Origin of the sequence: Nocardioides mangrovi (assembly GCF_020073815.1) — a bacterium.
Lineage (GTDB): Bacteria > Actinomycetota > Actinomycetes > Propionibacteriales > Nocardioidaceae > Nocardioides > Nocardioides mangrovi.
The window spans coordinates 71,082-94,527 of the sequence record NZ_JAIQZJ010000004.1; the positions used below are offsets into that span (position 1 = coordinate 71,082).

At 72.5% G+C, this 23,446-nt stretch carries 25 protein-coding genes; 15 read left to right on the plus strand and 10 right to left on the minus strand.

The window, feature by feature from the left end; all coding sequences use genetic code 11:
- Positions 1-90: 90 nt before the first annotated feature.
- Positions 91-1,518, plus strand: coding sequence for an adenylosuccinate lyase (gene purB / locus K8U61_RS09175; RefSeq protein ID WP_224122703.1), 1,428 nt, complete (start codon positions 91-93; stop codon positions 1,516-1,518).
- Positions 1,519-1,524: 6 nt separating this feature from the next.
- Here the strand turns inward: purB and K8U61_RS09180 are convergent, their stop codons facing one another.
- Positions 1,525-2,973: an MFS transporter gene (locus K8U61_RS09180; protein WP_224122704.1), complete on the minus strand. Its 1,449-nt coding sequence runs from the start codon at positions 2,971-2,973 to the stop codon at positions 1,525-1,527.
- 32 nt (positions 2,974-3,005) lie between these two features.
- On the opposite strand from K8U61_RS09180, the gene K8U61_RS09185 reads away from it, so the two are divergent.
- Positions 3,006-3,275, plus strand: coding sequence for an acylphosphatase (locus tag K8U61_RS09185; RefSeq protein ID WP_224122705.1), 270 nt, complete (start codon positions 3,006-3,008; stop codon positions 3,273-3,275).
- Positions 3,276-3,287: 12 nt separating this feature from the next.
- Here the strand turns inward: K8U61_RS09185 and K8U61_RS09190 are convergent, their stop codons facing one another.
- The gene (locus K8U61_RS09190) at positions 3,288-3,905 is read right to left on the minus strand and encodes a hypothetical protein (RefSeq protein ID WP_224122706.1); all 618 of its coding nucleotides are present in this window, start codon (positions 3,903-3,905) and stop codon (positions 3,288-3,290) included.
- 58 nt (positions 3,906-3,963) lie between these two features.
- Between K8U61_RS09190 and K8U61_RS09195 the strand changes: the two genes are divergently transcribed.
- The 4 genes from K8U61_RS09195 (at position 3,964) to K8U61_RS09210 (ending at position 7,516) form a co-directional block, all read left to right on the plus strand.
- Positions 3,964-4,542, plus strand: a complete 579-nt coding sequence (locus K8U61_RS09195; protein ID WP_224122707.1) for an antibiotic biosynthesis monooxygenase — start codon at positions 3,964-3,966, stop codon at positions 4,540-4,542.
- Between the two features lie 101 nt (positions 4,543-4,643).
- Positions 4,644-5,528, plus strand: a complete 885-nt coding sequence (locus K8U61_RS09200) for a phosphoribosylaminoimidazolesuccinocarboxamide synthase (protein ID WP_224122708.1) — start codon at positions 4,644-4,646, stop codon at positions 5,526-5,528.
- A complete protein-coding gene (locus K8U61_RS09205; RefSeq protein WP_224122709.1) occupies positions 5,529-5,930 on the plus strand; it encodes an SRPBCC family protein in 402 nt (133 codons plus the stop codon).
- On the plus strand, positions 5,927-7,516 hold the full coding sequence (locus K8U61_RS09210) for a long-chain-fatty-acid--CoA ligase (protein ID WP_224122710.1): 1,590 nt from the start codon (positions 5,927-5,929) through the stop codon (positions 7,514-7,516). Before K8U61_RS09205 ends, K8U61_RS09210 begins: the two co-directional genes overlap by 4 nt.
- Here the strand turns inward: K8U61_RS09210 and K8U61_RS09215 are convergent.
- Together K8U61_RS09215 and K8U61_RS09220 are read right to left on the minus strand one after the other, a co-directional pair.
- Positions 7,509-8,132: a dihydrofolate reductase family protein gene (locus K8U61_RS09215; protein WP_224122711.1), complete on the minus strand. Its 624-nt coding sequence runs from the start codon at positions 8,130-8,132 to the stop codon at positions 7,509-7,511. The genes K8U61_RS09210 and K8U61_RS09215 overlap by 8 nt on opposite strands.
- A 40-nt stretch (positions 8,133-8,172) precedes the next feature.
- Positions 8,173-8,688 carry a YflT domain-containing protein gene (locus tag K8U61_RS09220; RefSeq protein WP_224122712.1) on the minus strand — a complete coding sequence of 172 codons (516 nt, stop codon included), beginning with the start codon at positions 8,686-8,688 and terminating at the stop codon, positions 8,173-8,175.
- Positions 8,689-8,724: 36 nt separating this feature from the next.
- Here K8U61_RS09220 and purS point away from each other — a divergent pair, with 36 nt between their 5' ends.
- Genes purS through K8U61_RS09235 form a run of 3 tightly spaced genes read left to right on the plus strand, consistent with a single transcriptional unit; the run spans position 8,725 to position 10,095 of the window.
- A complete protein-coding gene (purS, locus tag K8U61_RS09225) occupies positions 8,725-8,976 on the plus strand; it encodes a phosphoribosylformylglycinamidine synthase subunit PurS (RefSeq protein WP_224122713.1) in 252 nt (83 codons plus the stop codon).
- Positions 8,973-9,641: a phosphoribosylformylglycinamidine synthase subunit PurQ gene (gene purQ, locus K8U61_RS09230; RefSeq protein WP_224122714.1), complete on the plus strand. Its 669-nt coding sequence runs from the start codon at positions 8,973-8,975 to the stop codon at positions 9,639-9,641. The genes purS and purQ overlap by 4 nt, the downstream gene beginning before the upstream one ends.
- A gap of 10 nt (positions 9,642-9,651) precedes the next feature.
- Entirely contained in the window at positions 9,652-10,095 is a 444-nt protein-coding gene (locus K8U61_RS09235; protein ID WP_224122715.1) for a DUF3817 domain-containing protein, read from the plus strand.
- 47 nt (positions 10,096-10,142) lie between these two features.
- Here the strand turns inward: K8U61_RS09235 and K8U61_RS09240 are convergent, their stop codons facing one another.
- Positions 10,143-11,537 carry a glycoside hydrolase domain-containing protein gene (locus tag K8U61_RS09240; protein WP_224122716.1) on the minus strand — a complete coding sequence of 465 codons (1,395 nt, stop codon included), beginning with the start codon at positions 11,535-11,537 and terminating at the stop codon, positions 10,143-10,145.
- A gap of 241 nt (positions 11,538-11,778) precedes the next feature.
- Entirely contained in the window at positions 11,779-13,239 is a 1,461-nt protein-coding gene (locus K8U61_RS09245; protein WP_224122717.1) for an MFS transporter, read from the minus strand.
- A gap of 121 nt (positions 13,240-13,360) precedes the next feature.
- Here K8U61_RS09245 and K8U61_RS09250 point away from each other — a divergent pair, with 121 nt between their 5' ends.
- The 3 genes from K8U61_RS09250 to K8U61_RS09260 all read left to right on the plus strand — a co-directional run bounded on the left by K8U61_RS09250 (position 13,361) and on the right by K8U61_RS09260 (position 17,028).
- Entirely contained in the window at positions 13,361-13,909 is a 549-nt protein-coding gene (locus K8U61_RS09250) for a TetR/AcrR family transcriptional regulator (protein ID WP_224122718.1), read from the plus strand.
- A gap of 61 nt (positions 13,910-13,970) precedes the next feature.
- Complete coding sequence (purL, locus tag K8U61_RS09255; RefSeq protein ID WP_224122719.1) at positions 13,971-16,211, plus strand: phosphoribosylformylglycinamidine synthase subunit PurL; 2,241 nt, start codon at positions 13,971-13,973, stop codon at positions 16,209-16,211.
- A 34-nt stretch (positions 16,212-16,245) separates the two neighbouring features.
- Complete coding sequence (locus tag K8U61_RS09260; protein WP_224122720.1) at positions 16,246-17,028, plus strand: alpha/beta hydrolase family protein; 783 nt, start codon at positions 16,246-16,248, stop codon at positions 17,026-17,028.
- 70 nt (positions 17,029-17,098) lie between these two features.
- Here K8U61_RS09260 and K8U61_RS09265 read toward each other — a convergent pair whose 3' ends face one another.
- A complete protein-coding gene (locus K8U61_RS09265) occupies positions 17,099-17,539 on the minus strand; it encodes a hypothetical protein (RefSeq protein WP_224122721.1) in 441 nt (146 codons plus the stop codon).
- A gap of 22 nt (positions 17,540-17,561) precedes the next feature.
- A complete protein-coding gene (locus tag K8U61_RS09270) occupies positions 17,562-18,122 on the minus strand; it encodes a helix-turn-helix domain-containing protein (protein ID WP_224122722.1) in 561 nt (186 codons plus the stop codon).
- A gap of 67 nt (positions 18,123-18,189) precedes the next feature.
- Here K8U61_RS09270 and K8U61_RS09275 point away from each other — a divergent pair, with 67 nt between their 5' ends.
- Genes K8U61_RS09275 through K8U61_RS09285 form a run of 3 tightly spaced genes read left to right on the plus strand, consistent with a single transcriptional unit; the run spans position 18,190 to position 20,796 of the window.
- Positions 18,190-19,158, plus strand: coding sequence for an NAD(P)/FAD-dependent oxidoreductase (locus tag K8U61_RS09275; RefSeq protein ID WP_224122723.1), 969 nt, complete (start codon positions 18,190-18,192; stop codon positions 19,156-19,158).
- On the plus strand, positions 19,155-19,829 hold the full coding sequence (locus K8U61_RS09280) for an SAM-dependent methyltransferase (RefSeq protein ID WP_224122724.1): 675 nt from the start codon (positions 19,155-19,157) through the stop codon (positions 19,827-19,829). The genes K8U61_RS09275 and K8U61_RS09280 overlap by 4 nt, the downstream gene beginning before the upstream one ends.
- A 25-nt stretch (positions 19,830-19,854) precedes the next feature.
- Complete coding sequence (locus K8U61_RS09285) at positions 19,855-20,796, plus strand: helix-turn-helix transcriptional regulator (protein WP_224122725.1); 942 nt, start codon at positions 19,855-19,857, stop codon at positions 20,794-20,796.
- Positions 20,797-20,800: 4 nt separating this feature from the next.
- Here the strand turns inward: K8U61_RS09285 and K8U61_RS25255 are convergent, their stop codons facing one another.
- Positions 20,801-22,042, minus strand: coding sequence for a methyl-accepting chemotaxis protein (locus K8U61_RS25255; RefSeq protein ID WP_308043131.1), 1,242 nt, complete (start codon positions 22,040-22,042; stop codon positions 20,801-20,803).
- A 159-nt stretch (positions 22,043-22,201) separates the two neighbouring features.
- A complete protein-coding gene (locus K8U61_RS09295) occupies positions 22,202-23,440 on the minus strand; it encodes an MFS transporter (protein WP_224122726.1) in 1,239 nt (412 codons plus the stop codon).
- Positions 23,441-23,446 lie beyond the last annotated feature (6 nt).

Genomic DNA, 23,446 nt, shown 5'->3' on the forward strand with positions numbered 1-23,446 from the left:
CGTGGCGACGTACGACGGAAAGCCTCGATCCGACTCGCGGAAACCCTCCACTCAAGACGCGGAAACCCTCCACTCGACGGGCGTGGAAGGATGAGGCACGTGGTCGTCCCCAACGTGCTCGCCTCCCGTTACGCCTCCGCCGAGCTGGCCCAGATCTGGTCGCCGGAGCACAAGATCGTGCTCGAGCGGCAGCTGTGGATCGCGGTGCTCGAGGCCCAGCGCGACCTCGGGATCGAGGTGCCGGACGGCGTGGTCGAGGCCTACCGCGACGTCGTCGAGAAGGTGGACCTCGAGTCCATCGCGGCGCGGGAGCGGGTCACCCGCCACGACGTGAAGGCGCGGATCGAGGAGTTCTCGGCGCTGGCCGGGCACGAGCACATCCACAAGGGCATGACCTCGCGCGACCTCACCGAGAACGTCGAGCAGCTGCAGGTCCGCCAGTCCCTCGCGCTGGTGCGCGACCGCGCGGTCGCCGCGCTGGCCCGGCTGGGTCGGCTGGCCGCGGAGCACGAGGCGACCGTGATGGCCGGCCGGTCCCACAACGTCGCCGCGCAGGCGACGACGCTCGGCAAGCGCTTCGCGACTGTCGCCGACGAGATGCTCGTGTCGCTGGAGCGGGTCGAGGAGCTGCTCGCCCGCTACCCGCTGCGCGGCATCAAGGGCCCGATGGGCACCGCGCAGGACATGCTCGACCTGCTCGACGGCGACGCCGACAAGCTGCGGCAGCTCGAGGAGCGGGTCGCCCACCACCTCGGCTTCGAGCGCACCTTCACCAGCGTCGGCCAGGTCTACCCGCGCAGCCTCGACTTCGACGTCGTCTCCGCCCTGGTCCAGCTGGTGTCCGGCCCGTCCAACCTCGCGACCACGATCCGGCTGATGGCCGGCAACGAGCTCGTCACCGAGGGCTTCAAGGAGGGCCAGGTCGGCTCGTCGGCGATGCCGCACAAGATGAACAGCCGCTCCGCCGAGCGGGTCAACGGCCTCTCGGTCGTGCTCCGCGGCCACCTCTCGATGATCAGCGAGCTGGCCGGCGACCAGTGGAACGAGGGCGACGTCTCCGACTCCGTCGTACGCCGGGTCGCGCTGCCCGACGCGTTCTTCGCCGCCGACGGGCTCTTCGAGACCTTCCTGACCGTGCTCGACGAGTTCGGCGCGTTCCCGGCCGTGATCCAGCGCGAGCTCGACCGCTACCTGCCGTTCCTGGCCACCACGAAGGTGCTGATGGCCGCGGTCCGCAACGGCGTCGGCCGCGAGGCCGCCCACGAGGCGATCAAGGAGGCGGCCGTCGGCACCGCCCTCGACATGCGCCAGGGCCAGGCCGAGAACGACGTCTTCGCACGCCTCGCCGGCGACGACCGGCTCGGCCTCACCGCCGACCAGCTCGCCACGCTCGTCGCCGAGCCGATCACCTTCACCGGTGCGGCCGTCGACCAGGTCGAGACCGTCGTACGCCGGGTCGCCGAGGTGACCGCCCGGCACCCCGCGGCCGCGGCGTACTCGCCCGGCGACATCCTCTAGCCGCCTCTAGACGCCTGGCGCGCGTCGCGAGACCTGCAGCGCCCGGACCGCCATCGCCAACGACAGGCAGACGATCGCGGCGCCGGTGAGCAGCGACCAGCGGAGCGCGGCGTCGTCCGAGGCGGCGTCCGTGACCGCCTCGTAGACGGTGACCAGGACGGCCGCGCCGATCGAGGCGCCGATCCGCTGGCCGGTCTGCAGCGCGCCGCCCGCGGCGCCGCCCATCCGCGGCGGCACCTCCGCGAGGGTCAGGGTCATGTTGGGCGACACCACGGCGCCGGCGCCGAGCCCGGCCACCAGCAGCGGCGGCACGAGCCAGGGCCACAGCGGGTCGCGACCCGGGGCGACCAGCGCGGTCAGGGCGACCCCGCCGATCATCGTCACGAGCGCCGCGACGGTCAGCCGGCGACCGACCTGGGAGACCACTCGCCCGGCCAGCGGCGCGCTGACCGCCGACCCGGCGGCGAAGGGCGTCATCAGCAGCCCGGCCTCCAGCGCCGTGAACCCGCGACCCTCCTGGAGGTAGAGCGAGGTCACCAGCAGCACCCCGGTGAAGCCGGTGAAGTAGAGCGCGCCGACGCCGAGCCCGTTGAGGTAGCCGGGCAGCCCACGCAGCAGCGCGACGTCGAGCAGGGGCGGGTGGCCGTGCCGCGCCGTACGCCGCTCCCACACCACGAACGCCCAGCCGAACAGCAGGACGCCGGGCAGCATGACCAACGGCAGCCGGTCGCCGCCCTCGAGCCGGACGACCGGGTAGAGCAGGCAGAGCACGGTGGCGCCCAGGAGCAGCGCGCCCGGTACGTCGATCCGGGTGTCGGCCGGGTCGGTGCTCGGCAGCCGTGCCGGCACCATCCGCACCACCCCGACCATCGCGAGCAGGCCGATCGGGACGTTGACCAGGAAGAGCCACCGCCACCCGTCGGACTCGCCGGCGACGCCGATGATCAGGCCGCCCAGCACCGGGCCGATCGCCGAGGAGACCGAGACGGTCAGCCCGAACGCGCCGAACGCGCGACCCCGCTCGGAGCCGCGGAAGAGCTGCTGGATGAGGCCGGAGTTCTGCGGGGTGAGCAGCCCAGCGCAGGCGCCCTGGGCCAGCCGGGCGGCGATCACCAGCGCGACGCTCGGCGCCAGGCCGACGGCGGCGCTGGTGACGATGAAGCCGGCGAGGCCGACGAGCATCATCCGGCGGCGGCCGTAGGCGTCGCCGAGCCGCCCCCCGGCCACCAGGGTCAGGCCGAAGGCCAGCGCGTAGCCGGACACGACCCACTGGATGGTGCCGGCCGTGGTGCCCAGGCCCTCGCGCATCGACGGGATCGCGACGTTGACGATCGAGACGTCGAGCAGCGCCATGAAGCCGATGACCAGCGACACGGTGAGGATCCGCCAGCGGCGCGGGTCGGGCTCGTACGCCGGAGCGTCGACGCAGGGGGTGTCGACGGCATGCTCGGTCACGGGTTCACTCGTTCCCCGGGCATGATGGCGTCATGCGAGCCGTCGGCGTGGTGGTGACCGGACGGGTGCAGGGCGTCTCGTTCCGGATGTACGCCGCGGAGGAGGGCCGGCGTCTCGGGCTGACCGGCTGGGTGCGCAACGAGCAGGACGGATCGGTCGCCGCCCACCTCGAGGGGGACGACGACGCCGTCGCGGCGATGCTGGCCTGGTGTCGCACCGGTCCGCCGGCCGCGCGCGTGGAGCACGTCGCGGTCGCCGAGGCGGAGCCGACCGGCGCCACCTCGTTCACCATCACCTACTGACGACCGACCGGCTCAGGCGCGGGCGTGCCCGCCCCAGTTGGCGAGCTTGGTCGCGACGACGTGGAGGTCGGCGCGCAGGGTCTCCTCGTCGCCCGGCGGCAGGATGTCGTCCCACTCCACGGCGTACGAGCCCTTGATCTGCTCGAAGCCCGCCGGACGCGCGAAGAACCACACGTGGAAGTGCGAGGAGCCGTCGCCCCAGCGGTTCACGTGGACCCGGCCGATGTGGTCGAGGCCCTGGATGATCCGCACCAGCCGGTTGCAGATGCGGCCGAAGGTCGAGGCCTGGTCGTCGTCGAAGTCGCCGGCGTCCATGTGCTCGCGCGAGTGGAGCACGACCACCATCGGCAGGCCGGTCGGCTTCTCCTCGCGGGTGAGGATCCAGTCCTCGTCCTCCCAGACGATCCGCTCGGGCGGGACGCCGGCGCACGTGTGGCAGGGCGTGCCGCCGGGGTCGCCGTTGCGAGGGGCTTCGGTGCCGGGGGCCTCGAGGACCTTCGGGCGGACGGCCCCGTCGACCACGGTCCACGGGAAGACGTCCCACGTCGAGAACGAGGACGCGGGCAGGTGCCCGTCGGACTCGGCGGCCGCGATGGCCCGGGCGTGGATCTCCGATGCAGGCTCCGGCATGGCCTCACTCTGCCAGCCGCCGGCACGGCGCGTGGCAGGACCCCGGGAGAATGGCGCCATGAGCGCTCCGGTCACCGTCTCGATCACCCGCACCGTCAGTCCCGGCCACCACGACGAGATGGTGGCCTGGATCCGGGCCGGGTCCGCGCTCGCGGCCCGCTTCGAGGGCTTCCTCGGCTCCGGGTGGGTGCGGCCCGCGACGGACTCGGAGGAGTGGCACATGCTCTACCGCTTCGCCGACGCCGCGTCCCTGGCGACCTGGGAGGCCTCGGACCAGCGCGAGTGGTGGCTCGGGGCCGCGCAGGGCCTGGTGGGGGAGTCGAAGATCGAGCGCCGGACCGGCATCGAGGGCTGGTTCGACCCGCCCACGTCGTACGACGTCGTCGACCTGCGGCCCTCCCCGCCGGCGCCGCCACGGTGGAAGCAGGCGACCGTGATCTTCCTGGTCTTCTACCCGCTGAGCGTGGTGGCCAACTGGGTCGCCGGCCAGCTCGTCCTCGACTGGCCGCTGCCGCTGCGGGTGCTCGCGGTGGTGCTCGTGATGACGCCGATCATGACCTACCTCGCGCTGCCGTGGATCACGAAGCGGATGGAGTGGTGGCTGCAGGGTCGCTCCGCTCCGTGGCGGCGCACCTGACGGAACGGTCGTGGATCCGGGCGATCGGCAGCCATCTCGTCAGGTACGACGAGGCCGCCGTCCGGCTCAGGACGAGAAGGGGATGGCTCTAGAGTTGGCCCGTGGCTGCTCTCAACATCCCGACTGCCCCGGCGATCGAGGGTGCGCGGCCCCTCCACCAGGGCAAGGTGCGCGACCTCTACGAGCTGGAGAACGGCGACCTGCTGATGGTCGCCAGCGACCGGATCTCGATCTTCGACTTCGTGCTCGACACGACCATCCCGGACAAGGGCGAGATCCTCACCCGGATGTCGCTGTGGTGGTTCGAGCAGCTCGCCGACCTGGTGCCCCACCACGTGATCTCCACCGACGTGCCGGCCGCCGTGCGCGGTCGCGCCGTCGTCTGCGAGCGGCTGGCGATGTACCCCGTCGAGTGCGTCGCCCGCGGCTACCTCACCGGCACCGGCCTGATCGACTACACCGCGACCGGCGAGGTCTGCGGCATCGCGCTGCCGACCGGCCTGGTGGACGGCAGCCGGCTGCCGGAGCCGATCTTCACCCCGGCGACCAAGGCCGACCTCGGTGACCACGACGAGAACGTCTCGTACGACGCGGTCGCCGCGACCATCGGCGCCGAGCGGGCCGCCGAGCTGCGCGACCTGACGCTCCAGGTCTACGGCCGCGCCGAGTCGATCGCGCGCGAGCGCGGCATCATCCTGGCCGACACCAAGCTCGAGTTCGGCGCGCGTCCCGACGGCACCACCGTCCTCGGCGACGAGGTGCTCACCCCCGACTCGTCCCGCTTCTGGCCGGCGGCCGAGTGGCAGCCGGGCCGCACCCAGCCGTCGTACGACAAGCAGTTCGTGCGCAACTGGGCGCTCTCGCCCGAGTCCGGGTGGGACCGCGCGTCCGGGGAGGCGCCGCCGCCGCTGCCGCCCGAGATCGTGGAGCGCACCCGCAGCCGCTACGTCGAGGCCTACGAGCGGCTCACCGGAGAGCGCTGGTAGGTGGTCGCCTTCGCCGTGCCGCCCGAGGTCGCCTTCGACTACCTGGCCGACCCGCGCCACCGTGCCGAGTGGCAGTCGAGCCTCGCCCGGGTCGAGGACGTCGACGGCGAGGTGCGCGTCGGCCAGACCTGGACCGATGTCACCAAGCCGGGCCTGCGGCCGCGGATGACCACCACCGAGCTCGACCGGCCGCACCGCTGGACCGAGACCGGCACCTGGCGCGGCTTCGCGGCGACCCTCACGCTCACCTTCGTCGCGACGCCGGGCGGGTGCGAGGTGACGGCGACGATGTCGCTCAACGGCGCGGGTCTGCGCGCTCCCTTGGCCCGGGCGCTCGGCCTGGTCGCGCCGTACGCCGTCCGGGGTGACCTCCGCCACGCTGCCGGTAGGTTGGCGGCATGACGACCTACAACCTGGCGAGCCTCCTCGAGGACAGCACGCAGAAGTTCCCCGACCGCACCGCCGTCGTCCTCGGTGACCGCCGGCTGACCTACGCCGAGGTCGACACCTTCGCCAACATGGTCGCCAACCTGCTGGTCGCGCGCGGCATCCGGCCCGGCGACAAGGTCGCGCTGACCTGCCCCAACCTGCCCTACTTCACGGTCGTCTACTTCGGCATCCTCAAGGCCGGCGCGACGGTCGTCCCCCTCAACGTGCTGCTGAAGGCGCGCGAGGTGGCCTACCACCTGGCCGACTCCGACGCGAAGGCCTACTTCTGCTTCGAGGGCACGCCCGAGCTGCCGATGGGCGAGGCCGGCCACGCCGGCTTCGCCGAGACCGACGGCTGCGAGCACTTCTTCGTGATCACCGCCGACCTCGCCGCGCCCTCCCCGATCGAGGGCACTCCCGAGAATCCTGTGGAGACGATGGCCCAGGCGATGGGCGGCCAGGCCGCGACGTTCGACACCGTCGCGACCGACGAGGACGACACCGCGGTCATCCTCTACACCTCCGGCACCACCGGCCAGCCCAAGGGCGCCGAGCTGCGCCACCGCAACATGCGCGACAACGCGCTGTCCGGCGAGGACCTCTTCGGGGCCAGCGAGGAGCGGCCGGACACCTTCCTCTGCGTGCTGCCGCTCTTCCACTCCTTCGGCCAGACGGTCTGCCAGAACGGCGCCTTCGCCTACGGCGGCACCGTCGTGATGCTGCCGCGCTTCGAGGCGCACGCCGCCCTCCAGCTGATGCTGAGCGAGGAGATCACCTTCTTCGCCGGCGTGCCCACGATGTACTGGGGGCTGCTCGGCGCGCTCGCCGACGGCAACCCCGACGGCACGCCGATCGACGTCCAGACGATCGCTGCCAACCTCCGTGTCGCGGTGGCCGGCGGCTCGGCGCTGCCGGTCGAGGTCCACAAGGAGTTCGAGAAGCGGTTCGGCGTCACCATCCTCGAGGGCTACGGGCTCTCGGAGACCTCGCCCGTCGCGTCGTTCTCGAAGTACGGCGAGCCCGTGCGCGTCGGCTCGATCGGGCTGCCGATCCCCGGCGTCGAGATGAAGCTCATCGAGCCGGACTGGTCCGAGGTCGCCGGTGCCGACGCGATCGGCGAGATCGCGATCAAGGGCCACAACGTGATGAAGGGCTACTACAACCGGCCCGAGGCGACCGACGAGGTGATCCACGACGGGTGGTTCCGCTCCGGCGACCTGGCCCGCCGCGACGAGGACGGCTGGTACTACATCGTCGACCGCTCCAAGGACATGATCATCCGCGGTGGCTACAACGTGTACCCGCGAGAGATCGAGGAGGTCCTGATGACCCACGAGGCCGTCTCGCTGGCCGCGGTCATCGGCGTCCCCCACGAGAGCCACGGCGAGGAGATCAAGGCGTTCGTCATCCTCGCCCCGGGCGCCGCCACCACCCCCGACGACCTGGTCGCGTGGGGCAAGGAGCAGATGGCCAACTACAAGTACCCGCGCGTGGTCGAGGTCGTCGACTCCCTCCCGATGACCTCCACCGGCAAGATCCTCAAGCGCGAGCTCAGCTGACCCGGTAGCGCACGTGCGTGGCCAGCGGTGAGTGCTCGGCCTCGATGATCTCGAGCGTCGGGCTGACGGTGCCGTCGAAGATCCGCTCGCCGCTGCCCAGCAGCACCGGGGCGATGTCGAGGCTCAGCTCGTCGAGCTCGCCCGCGGCGATCGCCTGTCGCACGGCGGACGCACCGCCCGCGATGTCGACGTCCCCGTCGCCGGCCTCGCGGGCCAGCCGGAGCGCCTCGTCGAAGCCGCCGGTGACGAAGTGGAAGGTCGTGCCGCCCTCCATCTCCACCGGCTCGTGCTCGTGGTGGGTGAGCACGAAGACCGGGGCGTGGTACGGCGGCTCCGGGCCCCACCAGCCGCGCCACGCGTCGTTCCCCGCCTCGGTCCAGGTCGCCCACCCGCCGCGCACCGGGCCGTACATGTTGCGGCCCATCACGTAGGCGCCGCGCTTGCGCAGCAGCGACTCGGTCCAGCGCCGGTCGACCTCGTGCTGGGGCTCCTGGCTCGGCAGGTGCCAGCGGTGCACCGCGTGCCCGCCGACCCCGAGCGGGTGGTCGAAGGACTGGTCGGGCCCGGCGGCGTACCCGTCGAGCGACACCGACATGTGGGCGGTCGTGAACGTCATGCGCAGTCCGACCTCGGCGGACGGACCGACTCATCGCCCATCAGGCGAACGGGTTGGGCAGCGCGCCGGGCAGCTTCGCGAGCAGCTCGCGGGCCTGGGCGGCGACCTTGTGCTCGACGAGCACCTCGTACTTCGTCGCCACCACCTGGGTGATGGAGGAGAAGTCGCGCTGGCCGCGGGTGAGGGCGTAGCCGATCAGCGCCCAGACGAGTCCGAAGACCGCGCCGAGGAGCACCGTCGAGAGGATCATCGCCAGCACGTTCTCGTCGACGAAGAACGAGAAGATCAGGCCGATGAAGAGGCCGAGCCAGAGGCCGGACAGGATGCCGCCGACCGCGACCCGGCCCCAGGTGAGCCGCCCGGTGATCCGCTCGACCCGCTTGAGGTCGGTGCCGACGATCATCAGGTGCTGCACGGGGAACTCGTTGTCGGAGAGGAAGTCGACGGTCTTCTGCGCGGCCGCGTAGTCGTCGTAGACCGCCAGCGACTGGGGGAACTCCAGCTTCAGCGGATTCGCGCCGGGGACGGCACCGGGAACGCCTGTGGGCATGCTCATGCAGGACAGTCTGCCGCAGTCTCCTAGACTGGCGCCGTGCCTCGCGTAGTCGTCGACGTCATGCCCAAGCCCGAGATCCTCGACCCCCAGGGCAAGGCCGTGCTCGGCGCGCTGCCACGCCTGGGCTTCGGCGGCGTCACCGACGTCCGCCAGGGCAAGCGGTTCGAGCTGGAGGTGGCCGGCGAGGTCACCCCCGAGGTGCTCGCCGAGGTCGAGAAGATGGCCGAGACGCTGCTCTCCAACCCGGTGATCGAGAACTACACCGTCCGGGTGGAGCAGGACGCATGAAGGTCGGGGTCGTCACCTTCCCCGGCTCGCTCGACGACGTCGACGCCCTGCGCGCGGTCGGCATCGGCGGCAACGAGGCCGTTCCGCTCTGGCACGGCGACCACGACCTCCGCGGGGTCGACGCGGTGATCCTGCCGGGCGGCTTCTCGTACGGCGACTACCTCCGCTGCGGCGCGATCTCCCGCTTCTCCCCGGTCATGGCCGAGGTGATCGAGGCGGCCGGCAGGGGCATGCCCGTGCTGGGCATCTGCAACGGCTTCCAGATCCTCTGCGAGTCCCACCTCCTGCCGGGCGCGCTGATCCGCAACGACCACCGCAAGTTCGTCTGCCGCGACCAGCGCCTGCGCATCGAGAACACCCGCACCCCGTGGACCGCGTCGTACGACGAGGGCGCCGAGGTCACCATCGTCCTCAAGAACGGCGAGGGCGGCTTCGTCGCCGACGAGGCGACCCTCGACCGGCTCGAGGGCGAGGGCCAGGTCGTGGCCCGCTACCTCGAGGTCAACCCCAACGGCTCGATGCGCGACATCGCCGGCATCACCAACGAGCGCGGCAATGTGGTCGGCCTGATGCCGCACCCCGAGCACGCCGTCGAGGACCTCACCGGAGCCGGGACCGACGGTCTCGGCTTCTTCACCAGCCTCCTGGAGACAGCCCAGAAATGAGCAGAGCCGCATGACCCCGCTCAAGACCTTCCGCTTCGTCGCGATCGCCGAGGCGGTCACCTGGGCGCTGCTGCTCACCGGCATGGCGTTCAAGTACTCCGACGTCACCGACCTGGGCGTCCGCGTCTTCGGCATGGTGCACGGCGTCGTGTTCATCGCCTTCGTGCTGACCACGCTGCTGGTCGCCGTGGACCAGCGCTGGTCGGCCCGCCGCTCGGTGCTGACCCTGCTGGCGTCGATCCCGCCGTTCGTCACGATCGTGGCCGACCGCTCCGCCGAGAAGGCGGGTGTCCTCGCGACCGCGTGGCGGCTCACCGCCACCGAGCCGCAGCGCACGCTCGACCGTCCGGTCGCCTGGCTGCTGCGCAACCCGGTCCGCGGAGCGGTCGCCGGCGTGGTCGCCGTCGCCGCACTGACCGGTGTCGCCCTGCTGGTGGGTCCGCCCGCGTCGTAGTTCTCGGGGATCGAGTAGCCCGCGAGGAACGAGCGGGCGTATCGAGATCAGCGCTTGCCGGCCTCGAGCGCCGCCCAGCTCTCATAGCCGACCACGCCGGTCACCGGCAGCTTCACCTTGCGCTGCCAGGCCTTCACCATCGTGGTCGTCTCGGCGCCGAACACGCCGTCGATCGGCATCTTCGCGTCGGAGACCGCGGTCGCCTTGAGCGCCCGCTGCACGCGGCGTACGGCGGACCCGGCCGAGCCGTACTTCAGCACCGGCCGGTCCGCGCCCTCGCTGAGCAGGGAGACCCAGTTGCGCGGCGTCCACACCGACTGGACCTTCAGCCGGTGCTGGGTCTGCCAGGAGTTGATGCCGGCGATCGTCGCCTTGGTGTAGCGACCGCTGATCGGACCGGTGTAGAGGTCCTCCTGCTGGAGCAGGCACTGCAGCGCCTTCACCTTGGGCTTCGCGGGGTGGTAGTCGCCCGATGCCGGCTGGAGCCTCTCGTAGACGCCGTAGCCGATCCGCACCCCCCCGCAGTAGGTCTCCGGGTCGGCGACGGAGCCGCGGCCGACGTCGAGGAAGTTGCGGTCGATGTTGATCGTGACGCCGCCCCAGGTCTCGTCGTGACCACCCTGGTACTGCTTGATCCGCGCGTGCGGCATCCAGCCGTCGGAGCGCAGGTACGACGTGCTCGTGTTGGCGCGGCCGTCCCAGCGGGCGACCCAGATCTGGTCGGGCATCGTGTAGACGTCGGGGCGGTTCACCCGCGCGTTGTCGAGGGCGAGGATCCCGGACCCGGCGCTGGAGTAGACGCCGGAGAGGTAGCCGAGCTCGCGGATCTGCCAGGTCCAGCCGCTGAGGAAGGCCAGCGCGGACTCACGGCACCGGGTGTTGTTGTTGTCGTAGCCCTCGAGGTCGTACCAGAGCGTGCTGCCGGCGGCGATCCCGAGATCGGCCGCGACGCCGACGGTCTTCTTGGCCTCCGCCCGGCCCATGGCGCGGGCCTTCGAGTACTTGCCGTTGGCGCCCGGACGCGGCTTGATCGTCACGTCGTCGCCGTACCGGGGGAAGCGCGGCTGGCAGGACGCCTGCGGGCCGAGGGTGATCGGCAGCAGCCGCCAGCCCTTCTGCAGCTGGGTGCGGATCCACCTCGGCGTGAGGTTCGGCTGGCTGCGGCAGGCCCGGGAGTCGCCGGAGATGTAGATGCCGACGGCGAGGAACGGCGAGCTCTGCAGCCACGTGTTCATGGCCTTCTGGGTCGGCGCCAGGCACTGGTCGAACCCGTAGCCGGTGAAGTCGCCCGGCGTGACGACGGTGCTCGCCTTGGCGCGTGCCTGGGTCCGGGCCTGGGTCGTCGTGCCGGTCCCCTCGGCCGGCGCCGTGGCGCCGAGGACGGCGACGACGGTGGTGGCGAGGGCTCCGACGAGGAGGCGTCGGACGACCGGGCGGGACATGCGGGCTCCTGGGGAAGATCCGGGGAAGGACGGGGTCCGGGATGAGCGGCCCAGTCACCATAACCTCAGAAATCACATGCGTAACACGCTTGCCGGGAACTACACCGCTGTACTTCCGATCGGCCGGTCCGAGCGCGACTCAAGGTCTTCCGCTGCCGCCGGCCGGCATTGCAACTTCCGGACGCACGACAGCCGGCCCCCGGAGGACGGGGACCGGCTGTCGGCTGGGTGCGCAGCGGGATCAGGCCGCCTCGACGACCGCCTCGAGCTCGGGCTCGGGGGCCTGCGCCTCCGCGGGCCGCGGGTTGCGCAGCACCACGGCGGCGACCAGCAGCGCCAGGGCGGCGAAGCCGGCCGAGGTGAGGAATGCCGCCTGCAGGCCCGGGACGAACTGCCCGGGCACGGCGCCCGCGGCGTAGACCGAGACGATCACGGCGACGCCGACGGCGCTGCCGAGCTGCTGCGTGGTCTGCAGCAGGCCGGACGCGGAGCCGGCGTGCTCGGGCTCGACGCCCGCCAGCACCGTCGCGGTGATCGGCATGAACACCAGACCGGTGGACAGGCCCGCGATCAGCATCGGGCCGAAGACCGAGCCGAGGTAGGTGCCGTCGGCGCCCGCGCCGCTCAGCCACGCGTAGCCCACCGTCATCGCCGAGGTGCCGATGAGCAGCATGGTCCGCGGTCCGAGGGTCGTGATCAGCCGCGGGGTGATCCGGGACATCCCGAAGATGCCGAGGCTGAAGGGCAGGAACGCGAAGCCCGAGGCGAGCGGGCCGAAGCCGAGCACGTTCTGGACGTACTGGACGACCAGGAAGAACATCGACAGGTTCGCACCGATGATCAGGGCCATCGAGACCAGCGCGCCGATCCGGCGCCGGTTGCGCACCAGGTGCGGCTGCACCATCGGGTGCGGGTGCCGCGTCTCGGTGCGGGCCAGCAGCACGAGCAGCACCGCGCCGAGGACGAAGCCGCCGATCGTGCGGACCGAGGTCCAGCCGTGCTCCGGGGCGCCGATCAGCGCCCAGACGATGGAGACGGCGCCGACGGTCGCGCTGGCGGCACCGACCAGGTCGAAGCGGCCGGGGCGTCGCGGGGTCTCCGAGACGTTGCGGCGCGCGAGGGCCAGGACGGCGAGGCCGAGCGGCACGTTGATGAAGAGCGTCCAGCGCCACGACCCGACGTCGGTGAGCAGTCCGCCGAGGATCAGGCCGATCGAGGCGCCACCGGAGGAGACGGCGCCGAAGAGCGCGAGGGCGCGGTTGCGAGCGGCCTCGTCGGGCGCGCTCGTGGTGAGGAGGGCGAGGACGCTCGGCGCGGCGAGCGCGGCGCCGACACCCTGGAGGGTGCGGGTCGCGACCAGCTGGCCGGGCGTCTGGGCGAGACCGCCGAGGGCGGAGGCCACCGTGAAGACGGCCAGACCGATCTCGAAGGTCCGGAGGCGGCCGAACACGTCGCCGAGCCGACCGCCCAGGAGGAGCAGGCCGCCGAAGGCGAGGGTGTAGGCGTTGAGGACCCACGACAGGGACGCCGGGCCGAAGCCCAGGTCGGCGTCGATGCGCGGGAGGGCGACGTTCACGACCGTGGCGTCGAGAACGATCATGAGCTGGGCGACCAGGACGATCGCGACGCCGGCGGCTGCGCGGCCGGCGTTCGGCGGAAGCTCGGTCGGCAACCCCCGGTTGTGGGAGGTGGTGAGAGACATGGGTGCTGAGTCCTGTTCTGGCCTCGTGGGCCGAGGTACAGTAGATCCGGAGGATTCCTCCGCTTCGAGATCAACCATACGGAGACAGTCTCCGTTTAGCAAGGCCCAGAGGTGAAATTCCGTGCGAGCAGATGCCCAGCGCAACTACGACAAGATCGTCGAGGTGGCGCGCCAGGTCTTCCGTGAGCGCGGGTACGACGCGTCGCTCGACGACATCGCCAAGCTGGCCGGCGTCGGCCCCGGCACTCTCTACCGCCACTTCCCCAAGCGCGAGAACCTCCTCGACGCCGTGATGCAGTCGTGGGTCGACAAGGTCAACGACACCGCCGACAAGGCGCTCACCTACGAGGGCTCCGACCGCGACCTGCTGGTCAACTGGTTCGTCGACTACGTCGGGCTGATCAGCCAGCACAAGGGCGGCCCCGCCAAGCTCACGTCGGCGATGGGCAACCCCGACTCCCCGATCATGACCAAGTGCCAGGCGCTCTCCCGCGCCAACGGCAAGGTGATCGACCGGCTCCGCGAGGACGGCGCCCTGCGCGACGAGGTCGACACCATCCAGGTCTGCCGCCTGGTCGGCGGCATCGCCACCGTGGCCGACCAGTCCGAGCTGGACACCGCCGCCGTACGCCCCATGCTCGAGGTCGTCGCCGACGGCCTGCTCAAGTAGCCCCCGCCCGCCGCACGACCGCGATGTGAGGCCGTCGGGCGTCCGCCGGTAGATTTGCCGCGTGCTGGACACCGTCGCCGTCGCCGCCGAGGACCCCGACCACGAGCAGCCCTGGGCCGATCTCGGCCTCAAGGCCGACGAGTACCAGCGGATCCGCGAGATCCTCGGTCGTCGCCCGACGTCGAGCGAGCTCGCGATGTACTCCGTCATGTGGAGCGAGCACTGCTCCTACAAGAGCTCCAAGGTGCACCTGAGGCAGTTCTCCGAGATCCCCCAGGAGACGCCGGTCGGCGGGATGCTCGCCGGCATCGGCGAGAACGCCGGGGTGCTCGACATCGGGCAGGGGTACGCCGTCACGTTCAAGATCGAGTCGCACAACCACCCGTCGTACGTCGAGCCCTACCAGGGCGCCGCGACCGGCGTCGGCGGCATCGTCCGCGACATCCTCGCCATGGGTGCCCGCCCGGTCGCGGTGATGGACCCGCTGCGCTTCGGCCCGCTCGACGCCGACGACACCCACCGGGTGCTGCCCGGGATCGTGGCCGGCGTCGGCGGCTACGGCAACTGCCTCGGCCTGCCCAACATCGGCGGCGAGGCCGTCTTCGACGAGTCCTACCTCGGCAACCCGCTCGTCAACGCGCTCTGCGTCGGCGTGCTGCGGCACGAGGACCTCCACCTGGCCAAGGCCTCGGGTGCCGGCAACCAGGTGATCATGTACGGCGCCCGCACCGGCGGCGACGGCATCGGCGGCGCGTCGATCCTGGCCTCGGAGACGTTCGACGAGACCGGGCCGGTCAAGCGGCCCAGCGTCCAGGTCGGCGACCCCTTCATGGAGAAGCTGCTCATCGAGTGCACGCTCGAGCTCTTCGCCGCCGGCATCGTCGCCGGCATCCAGGACTTCGGCGCCGCCGGCATCTCCTGCGCCACCTCCGAGCTCGCGGCCGCGGGCGACGGCGGCATGCACGTCGAGCTCGACCGGGTCCCGCTGCGCGACTCCACGCTGGCGCCGGAGGAGATCCTGATGAGCGAGTCGCAGGAGCGGATGATGGCGGTCGTCGAGCCCGACGACGTCGCCGCCTTCCTGGCGATCTGCGCCAAGTGGGACGTCGAGGCGACCGTGATCGGCGAGGTGACCGACACCGGGCGCCTGGTCATCGACTTCCACGGCGAGACGATCGTCGACGTGGACCCGCGGACCGTCGCTCACGACGGGCCCGTCTACAGCCGGCCGCTCGCCCGCCCGGACTGGCAGGACGACCTGCAGGCCGACGGCGCCGAGACGCTGGCCCGACCCGCGACCGGCGAGGAGCTGCGCGAGACCGTGCTGCGCCTGGTCGCCAGCCCCAACCTGTGCGACAAGTCGTGGATCACCGACCAGTACGACCGCTACGTGCGCGGCAACACGGTGCTCTCCCAGCCGTCCGACAGCGGCATGATCCGGATCGACGAGGAGACCAACCTCGGCGTCGCCCTCGCCACCGACGGCAATGGCCGCTACGCCAAGCTCGACCCGTTCGCCGGCGCCCAGCTGGCGCTCGCGGAGGCCTACCGCAACGTGGCGACCGGAGGCGCTCGGCCGCTGGCCGTCTCGGACTGCCTCAACTTCGGCTCGCCGGAGGACCCGGCGGTGATGTGGCAGTTCGCCGAGGCGTGCCGGGGCCTCAAGGAGGCCTGCCTCGAGCTCGGCGTCCCGGTCACCGGCGGCAACGTCAGCCTCTACAACCAGACCGGCGAGACCGCGATCCTGCCGACCCCGGTGGTGGCGGTCCTCGGGGTGGTCGACGACGTCACGCGGCGCACGCCGTCGGCGTGGTCGGCGCCCGGGGAGCGGGTCTTCCTCCTCGGCGACACCCGCGAGGAGCTGTCCGGCTCGGAGTGGGCGCACGTCGTGCACGGCCACCTCGGCGGCCTGCCGCCGACGCTCGACCTCGAGGCCGAGCGGTCGCTCGCGCAGCTGCTGCACGCCGGCGTCGGCCTGCTGACCTCCGCCCACGACCTCTCCGACGGCGGCCTCGCCCAGGCGCTCGCCGAGGGGTCGATGCGGCACTCGGTCGGCGTCTCGGTGTCGGTCGGCGACGACGCGTTCGTCGCACTCTTCAGCGAGTCCACCGCCCGCGTCCTGGTCACCGTGACCGACGGCGACGCCGAGCGGCTGGTCGAGCTGGCCCAGGAGCACGGCGTCCCGATCACGTCCCTCGGCGTGACCGGCGGCGACGCGCTCTCCGTCGACGGGGTCCTCGACATCCCGCTCGACGAGCTCCGGGCCGCCTGGACCGCGACGCTGCCGGCCGCGCTGGCCTGACCATCCGGCGGACCCGGCGCACCGAACCACCACCGTGCGCCGACGTACGCTCCTCACGCTGCCCGCGGTCCTCGGGCTCGCGGCGGCCTGCTCGAGCGAGGCTCACGACAGCCAGGAGGACCCGCCGATGACGGACGCCGCCCGCCACGTCGCGTACGGCGACGACCCGAGCCAGTTCGGCGAGCTGTCGCTCCCGCACGGGGACCCGGTCGGCACGGCGGTCGTCGTGCACGGCGGCTTCTGGAAGCCGGCGTACGGCATCGAGTACGCCCGGCCCCTGGTCCCGAGCCTGGTCGAGGCCGGGTGGGCGGTGTGGGCGATCGAGTACCGCCGCGGCACCGGGGCCGCCGACACCCTCGCGGACGTGCGGGCCGCGATCGACGCGCGGCCCGACGTCGACGGCCCGGTCGTCGGCATCGGCCACTCCGCCGGCGGCCACCTCGTCACCTGGGCCGCCGGGCACGGCGGCCTCACCCAGGTGATCAGCCAGGCCGGCGTGCTCGACCTCCGGGCGGCGTACGACGAGGGCCTCGGGGGCGGGGCCGTCGAGATGTTCCTCGGTCACCCGCCGGCCGAGGCGGACGCCGACGTCGACCCGATCCAGCAGGTCCCGCTCGACGTCCCCGTCTGGTGCGTGCACGCGACCGGAGACGACACGGTCCCCATCAGCCAGTCGCGCGACTACGTCGCCGCCGCGACGAAGGCCGGGGCGGACGCGACGCTCCTCGAGGTCGACGGCGACCACTTCACCGTCATCGACCCGGACAGCGACGCCTGGGCCCGCACCCTCGAGGTCCTCTACCAGGTCGAGTCGTAGGTTCCCGACACTCGAGTCGTAGGTCGAGGACTGTCCAGAAGGTACGACTCGGGCGTCCGGAACCTACGACTCAACGGACGTGCTCCGCGAGGCGTACGGCGGCGTGCCGCACCAGGTCGGTCATCTCGGGGTCGGTGAGCGCCTCCTCGGGGGCCCGGCCGAGGGTGAGCGCGGCCGGCTGGGTCAGCCATGCCCAGGCGCGCCAGGTGTCCATCCCGGCGCCGAGCAGCAGCTCGAGGACTGGCAGGAGCTCGGTGCGGACGGCGCCGTCGGCGTCGAGCTGGAACGCCGGGACGACGACGGTCTCCTCAACCGGCACCAGGAGCAGCTGGTGCTGCTGGGCGGCCTTGTGCACGGCGTACCGGGTCGCGTCGAGGGAGGTGCCGCGCACCTCGGCGAGCGTCTCGTAGCTGTGCCAGGGGGTCGCGACCAGCTCGGTCCGCAGATGCTCGTGGCGGTCGCGGAGCAGCTGCCCCAGGTCCACGTCGTACCGGCTGTCCCGCTCGCTCACCGCGCCATTCTCGCGCGCCGCGTCAGCGCACGTGCATCCGCTCCCCCTGCGGCCCGTAGAGCGCCAGCACCTCGGTCGGGTGCGGACCCGGGTTGCCGACCCAGTGGGGGGTGCGGGTGTCGAACTCGACGACCTCCCCAGGGCCGAGCAGCAGGTCGCGCTCGGCGAGGACGAGCCGCACCTTGCCGGAGAGCACGTACATCCACTCGTAGCCCTCGTGGGTCGCGAGCTCGCCGACCTCACCAGGCCCCGGAGGGAAGATGATCTTGTAGGCCTGGAGTCCACCGGGGCGGCGGGTGAGCTGGAGGTAGGTCCGGCCGTGCCGCGTGGTCGCCCGCAGCCTCACCCGCGGGTCCCCGGTCTCCGGTGCGTCGACCAGCTCGTCGAGCGGCATCTGGTGGGCGCGCGCGAGTGGCAGCAGCAGCTCGAGGGTCGGCTTGCGCTGACCGGACTCGAGACGCGACAGGGTGCTCACCGAGATGCCGGTCGACTCGGCCAGCTCGGCCAGCGTGGCGCCGCGCTCGATGCGGGCGGCGCGCAGCCGCGGACCCACCGCGTCCAGGACGTCGTCGAACTCGCTCATGCGATCAGTTTGCCATTCCGGCAACTAAACTTGTCAATACGGCGAACGTCGCCGCACACTCGGCGACATGGAGAACACACCCAGCTTCGACGTCATCGTCGTCGGGGGCGGAGCCGCCGGACTCAGCGGAGCGCTGGCCCTCGGCCGCGCCCGTCGCTCGGTCCTGGTGGTCGATGCGGGCGATCCCCGCAACGCGCCGGCGAGCCACGTGCACAACTACCTCGGCCGGGAGGGCACCCCGCCGGCCGAGCTGCTCGCGATCGGCCGGGAGGAGGTCGCGGCGTACGGGGTGGAGGTCCGCCGGGCGCGGGCCACCACGGCCGAGCGGACCGAGGCCGGCTTCGCGCTGAGCCTCGACGACGGGTCGATCGTCACCGCTCGGCGGCTGCTGGTCACCACCGGCCTCACCGACGTGCTGCCCGACGTCGCGGGCCTCGCGGAGCGCTTCGGCGACGACGTGCTGCACTGCCCCTACTGCCACGGATGGGAGGCGCGCGACCGGGCCGTCGGCATCGTCGCGAGCAACCCGTTCGCCGTGCACGGCGCGCTCCTGTGGGGCCAGTGGACCGGCGACGTGACGCTCTTCCTCAACGGTCGCGCGGCTCCCTCGGCCGAGGACGCCGAGAAGCTCGCCGCCAGCGGCGTCACCGTCGTCGACGGCCCGGTCGCCGCGGTCGTCGTCGAGGACGACCGGCTGGTCGGCGTACGCTTGGCCTCGGGAGAGGTCGTCGCCCGTGAGGTGCTGGTCGCGGCGCCGCAGTTCGTCGCCAACTCCGACCTGCTGACCTCCCTCGGCCTCGAGCCGGAGCCGCAGGAGATGTTCGGGGAGGTCTTCGGGTACGCCGTCCCCTCGATCGACCCGACCGGACGCACCGCGGTCCCCGGTGTCTGGGTCGCCGGCAACGTGACCGACCTGCGCGCCCAGGTCATCTCGGCGGCGGCGGGCGGGCTGAACGCCGCTGCCATGATCAACATGGACCTCATCGAGGAGGAGACCGCCGCCGCGGTCGCGAGCTACCGGAGGAAGACGGCATGAGCCACGACCACGACCACGACCACGGCCACGGCGGCCTCGAGCACCAGCAGGAGATCACCCGCGACCACTTCGAGCAGCCGTCGTGGGACGAGCGGTACGGCGGCGAGGGGCGCACCTGGAGCGGTCGGCCCAACGCGGTGCTCGTCGCCGAGGTCGCCGAGCTCCCGCCCGGCCGGGCCGTCGATCTCGGCTGCGGCGAGGGCGGCGACGCGATCTGGCTGGCCGAGCAGGGCTGGCAGGTGACGGCGATCGACTTCTCCGAGGCCGGGCTGCGCAAGGCCGCGGCCCACGCGCAGGAGCGCGGCGTCGCCGACCGGATCGAGTTCCGGCAGGCCGACCTGCGCACCTGGACGCCCGACGGGGAGCAGTGGGACCTGGTGACCTCGTGCTTCCTGCACCTCCTCGACGACGGCATGCTGCGCGCCACCGGCCAGATGGCCGACGCCGTCGCGCCCGGCGGCACGCTGCTGGTCGCGGGCCACCACCCCGACGACGCCCACACCGGCCTGCGCTGGTCGATGCCGGGCGTGCTCTTCACCGCCGACGAGCTCGCGCCCGCCGTCGACCCCGAGCGGTTCACGGTCCGTGCCGAGACCCGGCCGCGCGACGAGACCCGCGACGAGCAGACCCACCACGTCGCCGACGCGCTGCTGGTTGCGGTCAGGAAGTGACCGCTTCCCGGCGTACCGTCGGGACATGTCGACCAGTGCCCGGATGCTGCGGCTGCTCTCGCTGCTGCAGACCCACCGCTACTGGCCGGGCGCCGAGCTCTCGCAGCGGCTCGAGGTCAGTCCCCGCACGCTGCGCCGCGACATCGACCGGCTCCGGGAGCTCGGGTACGCCGTCGACGCCGTCCGCGGCGTGGCCGGCGGCTACCAGCTGCGCGCCGGCGGCGAGCTCCCGCCGCTGCTGCTCGAGGACGAGGAGGCGGTCGCCGTCGCGGTCGCGCTCCGGGCCGCGGCCTCCGGCGGCGAGGACACCTCCCTCCAGGCGCTGACCAAGGTGATCGCGCTGATGCCGCCGCGGCTGCGCCGGCAGATGGACGCGCTGCGCTCGCAGACCGACGGCGTGCCGTGGGCCGGCGCGCCGAGCATCGACGCCGCGACGCTGACCACCCTCGCCCAGGCCTGCCGCGACGACGAGCCGGTCGCGTTCTCCTACGTCGCCCGCGACGGCGGAGACACCCGGCGGCGGGTCGAGCCGCACCGGCTCGTCTCGGTCGGGCGGCGGTGGTACCTCGTCGCCTACGACCGCGACCGGCAGGACTGGCGGTCCTTCCGGGTCGACCGGGTGAGCGCCGTCGAGACCAGCGGCCAGCGCTTCCGGCCGCGCGAGCTCCCGGCCGACGACGCACCGGCCTTCGTGCAGGCCGGGATCCGCTCGATGGCCACCCGGTACGACGTACGCCTGCGTCTCGCGCTGCCGGCCGACGTGGCCGAGGCCGACCTCGGCCGCTGGGCGACGGTGACGCCCGACGGCGAGGGCTGCCGGGTGCGGATGCTCACCGACACCCTCGACTGGCCGCTGATGGTGCTCGCCCGGCTCGACGTCGACTTCACGGTCGAGGCGCCCCCCGAGCTGGCGCGTCTCGTCGCCAGCGCGGGGGAGCGCTTCGGGAGGGCCGTTCCCGTTCGGTAGCGGCTCAGCCCTCGTGCGACGCCAGCTGCGCGACCTCGTCGGTCACCTGCTGGGTCGTCTCGACCACGCCGCGGATCGCGCTGCGGGCCGAGTCGGCGGCGGTCAGCTGGGCCGATGCCGCCGACGAGATGACGGTCTGCGCGGAGCTGACCTCGGCGAAGACCGCCTCGATCTGCTCGGCGTTGACCAGGACGTCGTGGGTGCCGGCGCGGACCTCCGCGACCACGCCCTCGATGAGCTCGGTGGCCCGGGCGGTCTCGCCGGCGAGCTCCTTGACCTCGCCCGCGACGACCGCGAACCCGCGGCCTGCGTCACCGGCGCGCGCGGCCTCGATGGTCGCGTTGAGCGCCAGCAGGTTGGTCTGCTCGGCGATGCCGGTGATGGTGCGCGCGATCGCGGCGATCTGGTTGGCCGACTCCTCGAGCCGGCGCATCACCTGGCTGGACTCGTCGATCCGGGCGGTGGCCGCACTGACCGACGACGCGGCGCCGGTGGCAGCGGTGTCGATGTCGGTCGCGGCGGCGAGCAGGTCGGCCATCACCGTCTCCGACTCGCGTACGCCGGAGCGCAGGCTCTCGCCGGCGGCGTTGAGCCCCTGGAGGCGGGTCTCGAGCTGAGCGGTGCGGAGCTCGCGCGAGGCCAGCTCGGTGCGGGCGAGCTCGGCCACCTTGGCCTGCTCGGCCGCGAGCGCCTCCTGGGCCCGCAGCTGCTCGGCGGCGGTCTGCTCGGCGCGGGCCCGCTCGACGCGGCGGGCGTCGTCGGCCGCCTCGGTGTACTTCCACGACCAGGCCAGCGCCGCGCACTCACCCAGCAGCAGCGTGGCGTGCAGGAGCGCGAACCAGATGGGGTGCGCCTGGGCGCGCGGGTCGGAGAAGACCATGGTCGGCGCCGCGAGGCCCATCCCGACGTGGTGCACGGCGACGATGCCGATCGCGAGGAGGAAGGGGATCCACGACTGGTAGAGCGCGACCAGTGCCACCGTCACGAAGAAGTGCAGGTGGAAGTCGGTCATCCCGCCCGAGATGTGCACGAGGAGGCAGGAGCTCCCGATCAGGCCGGTGCTCACGGCCGCGGCGCGGACGGTCTGCGAGGTCGCGACCCGTCCGACGACGAGCAGGCCGACGATCGCGGCGAGCGCCACGGGCGGCACCCAGCTGCAGTTGCACCCGCCCGGGCCGGACAGGCCGCCCTCCGGGTGCCACCAGAGGGCGAGCGCGCCCAGCAGGGGCAGGTGGAACAGGAGCACCAGGCTCAGGGCATCGTGGCGCGCGCGGAACTGTTCCTCCGAGAGTCGGGCACCGCGAGGCACCCAGGAACGTCCAGCGCCGTGGTCGGCAGACGTCATGTCCTCCTGATCGGCAGCTGCCGCCTCGCCCTGAGGGGTGAGCTGGGACGAGGTCGGTGGTCAGGCGGCGGCGACGTACCGCTGCCAGGCGGCCGGGCGCGGCACCGACCGGACGCTGCGCGAGAGGGTCGGGATCAGCGCGGTGGCGCCGCAGACCAGGCCGAGCACGACGATCGCCGTGGCCCCGCCGAGGCCGGCGAGCAGCGCGCCGGCCAGGAACGGCGCCAGCGGCATCGCCGACATCGACACGAACTGCGAGGTCGACTGCACCCGCCCCTGGAGCTCGACGGGCGTGACGGCGATCCGGTAGGAGCCGATGCCGGCGTTGCCGGCCGGGTTGAGGAAGAGTCCGACCGAGAGGGCCGCCGCGACGACGGCGGGGCTGTTCCACAGCGCCATCGGCACGACGAGGGGAAGGAAGCTCCAGGCGACGGCGATGGTCAGCCAGCCGGTGGGCAGCCGGTCGATGATGCGCGGGGCGGCGAGCGCGCCGAGGATGCCGCAGACGCCGGCGGCGGTCTCGACGAGGCCGATCTGGAAGGCGGGCACGCCGCCCTCGATCATCCGCAGCACCGCCGCGAAGAAGAGCGCGTTGACCGCCAGGTTGGTCAGCGCGGACCACGCGGTGAGGACCCGGAAGAGCGGGTGCCGGGCGATGTAGCCGATGCCCTCGGCCAGGTCGCGGCGCAGGTTCGTGCGGGCCGGGGCGGGCGGGGCCGACAGGTCGGTGCGGATCCGGCCGAGCAGTGCCCACGACACGGCGAAGGTCACCGCGTCGACGGCGAACGGCAGCCAGCGCGCCACGGCGTAGAGGACGCCGCCGAGCGGTGCGCCGACCAGGGAGGCGACGTGCTGGCGCGCCTGGTTCTGGGACAGTGCGGTGGGCAGGTCGTCGGTCGCGACGACCGCGCGGACCGCGGAGATCTCGGCCGGCGCGAACACCCCCGCGGCGACGCCGGTCAGCAGCGCCACGACCAGCAGGTGCGGCACGGTGAGGGCGCCGGCGAGACCCGCGACCACGAGCGAGGCGTAGAGGAGGACGCCGGAGCCGCTGGCCACCCGCATCAGTCGGCGGCGGTGCACGCGGTCGGCGAGCACGCCGGCGGGGAGGAGGGCGCCGGCCATGCCGAGCAGGTAGACCGCCTCGGCGGCGGCCGCGGCCAGCGCGGAGCCGGTCAGCGCGAAGGTCACCAGCGGGAAGACGAAGGTGCTGATCCGGCTGCCCAGCTCGCTGACGGTCTGGCCGACCCACAGCACGGTGAAGTCGTGGTTGCGGAGGAGGTCGCCGTGGCTCGTCATATCCGC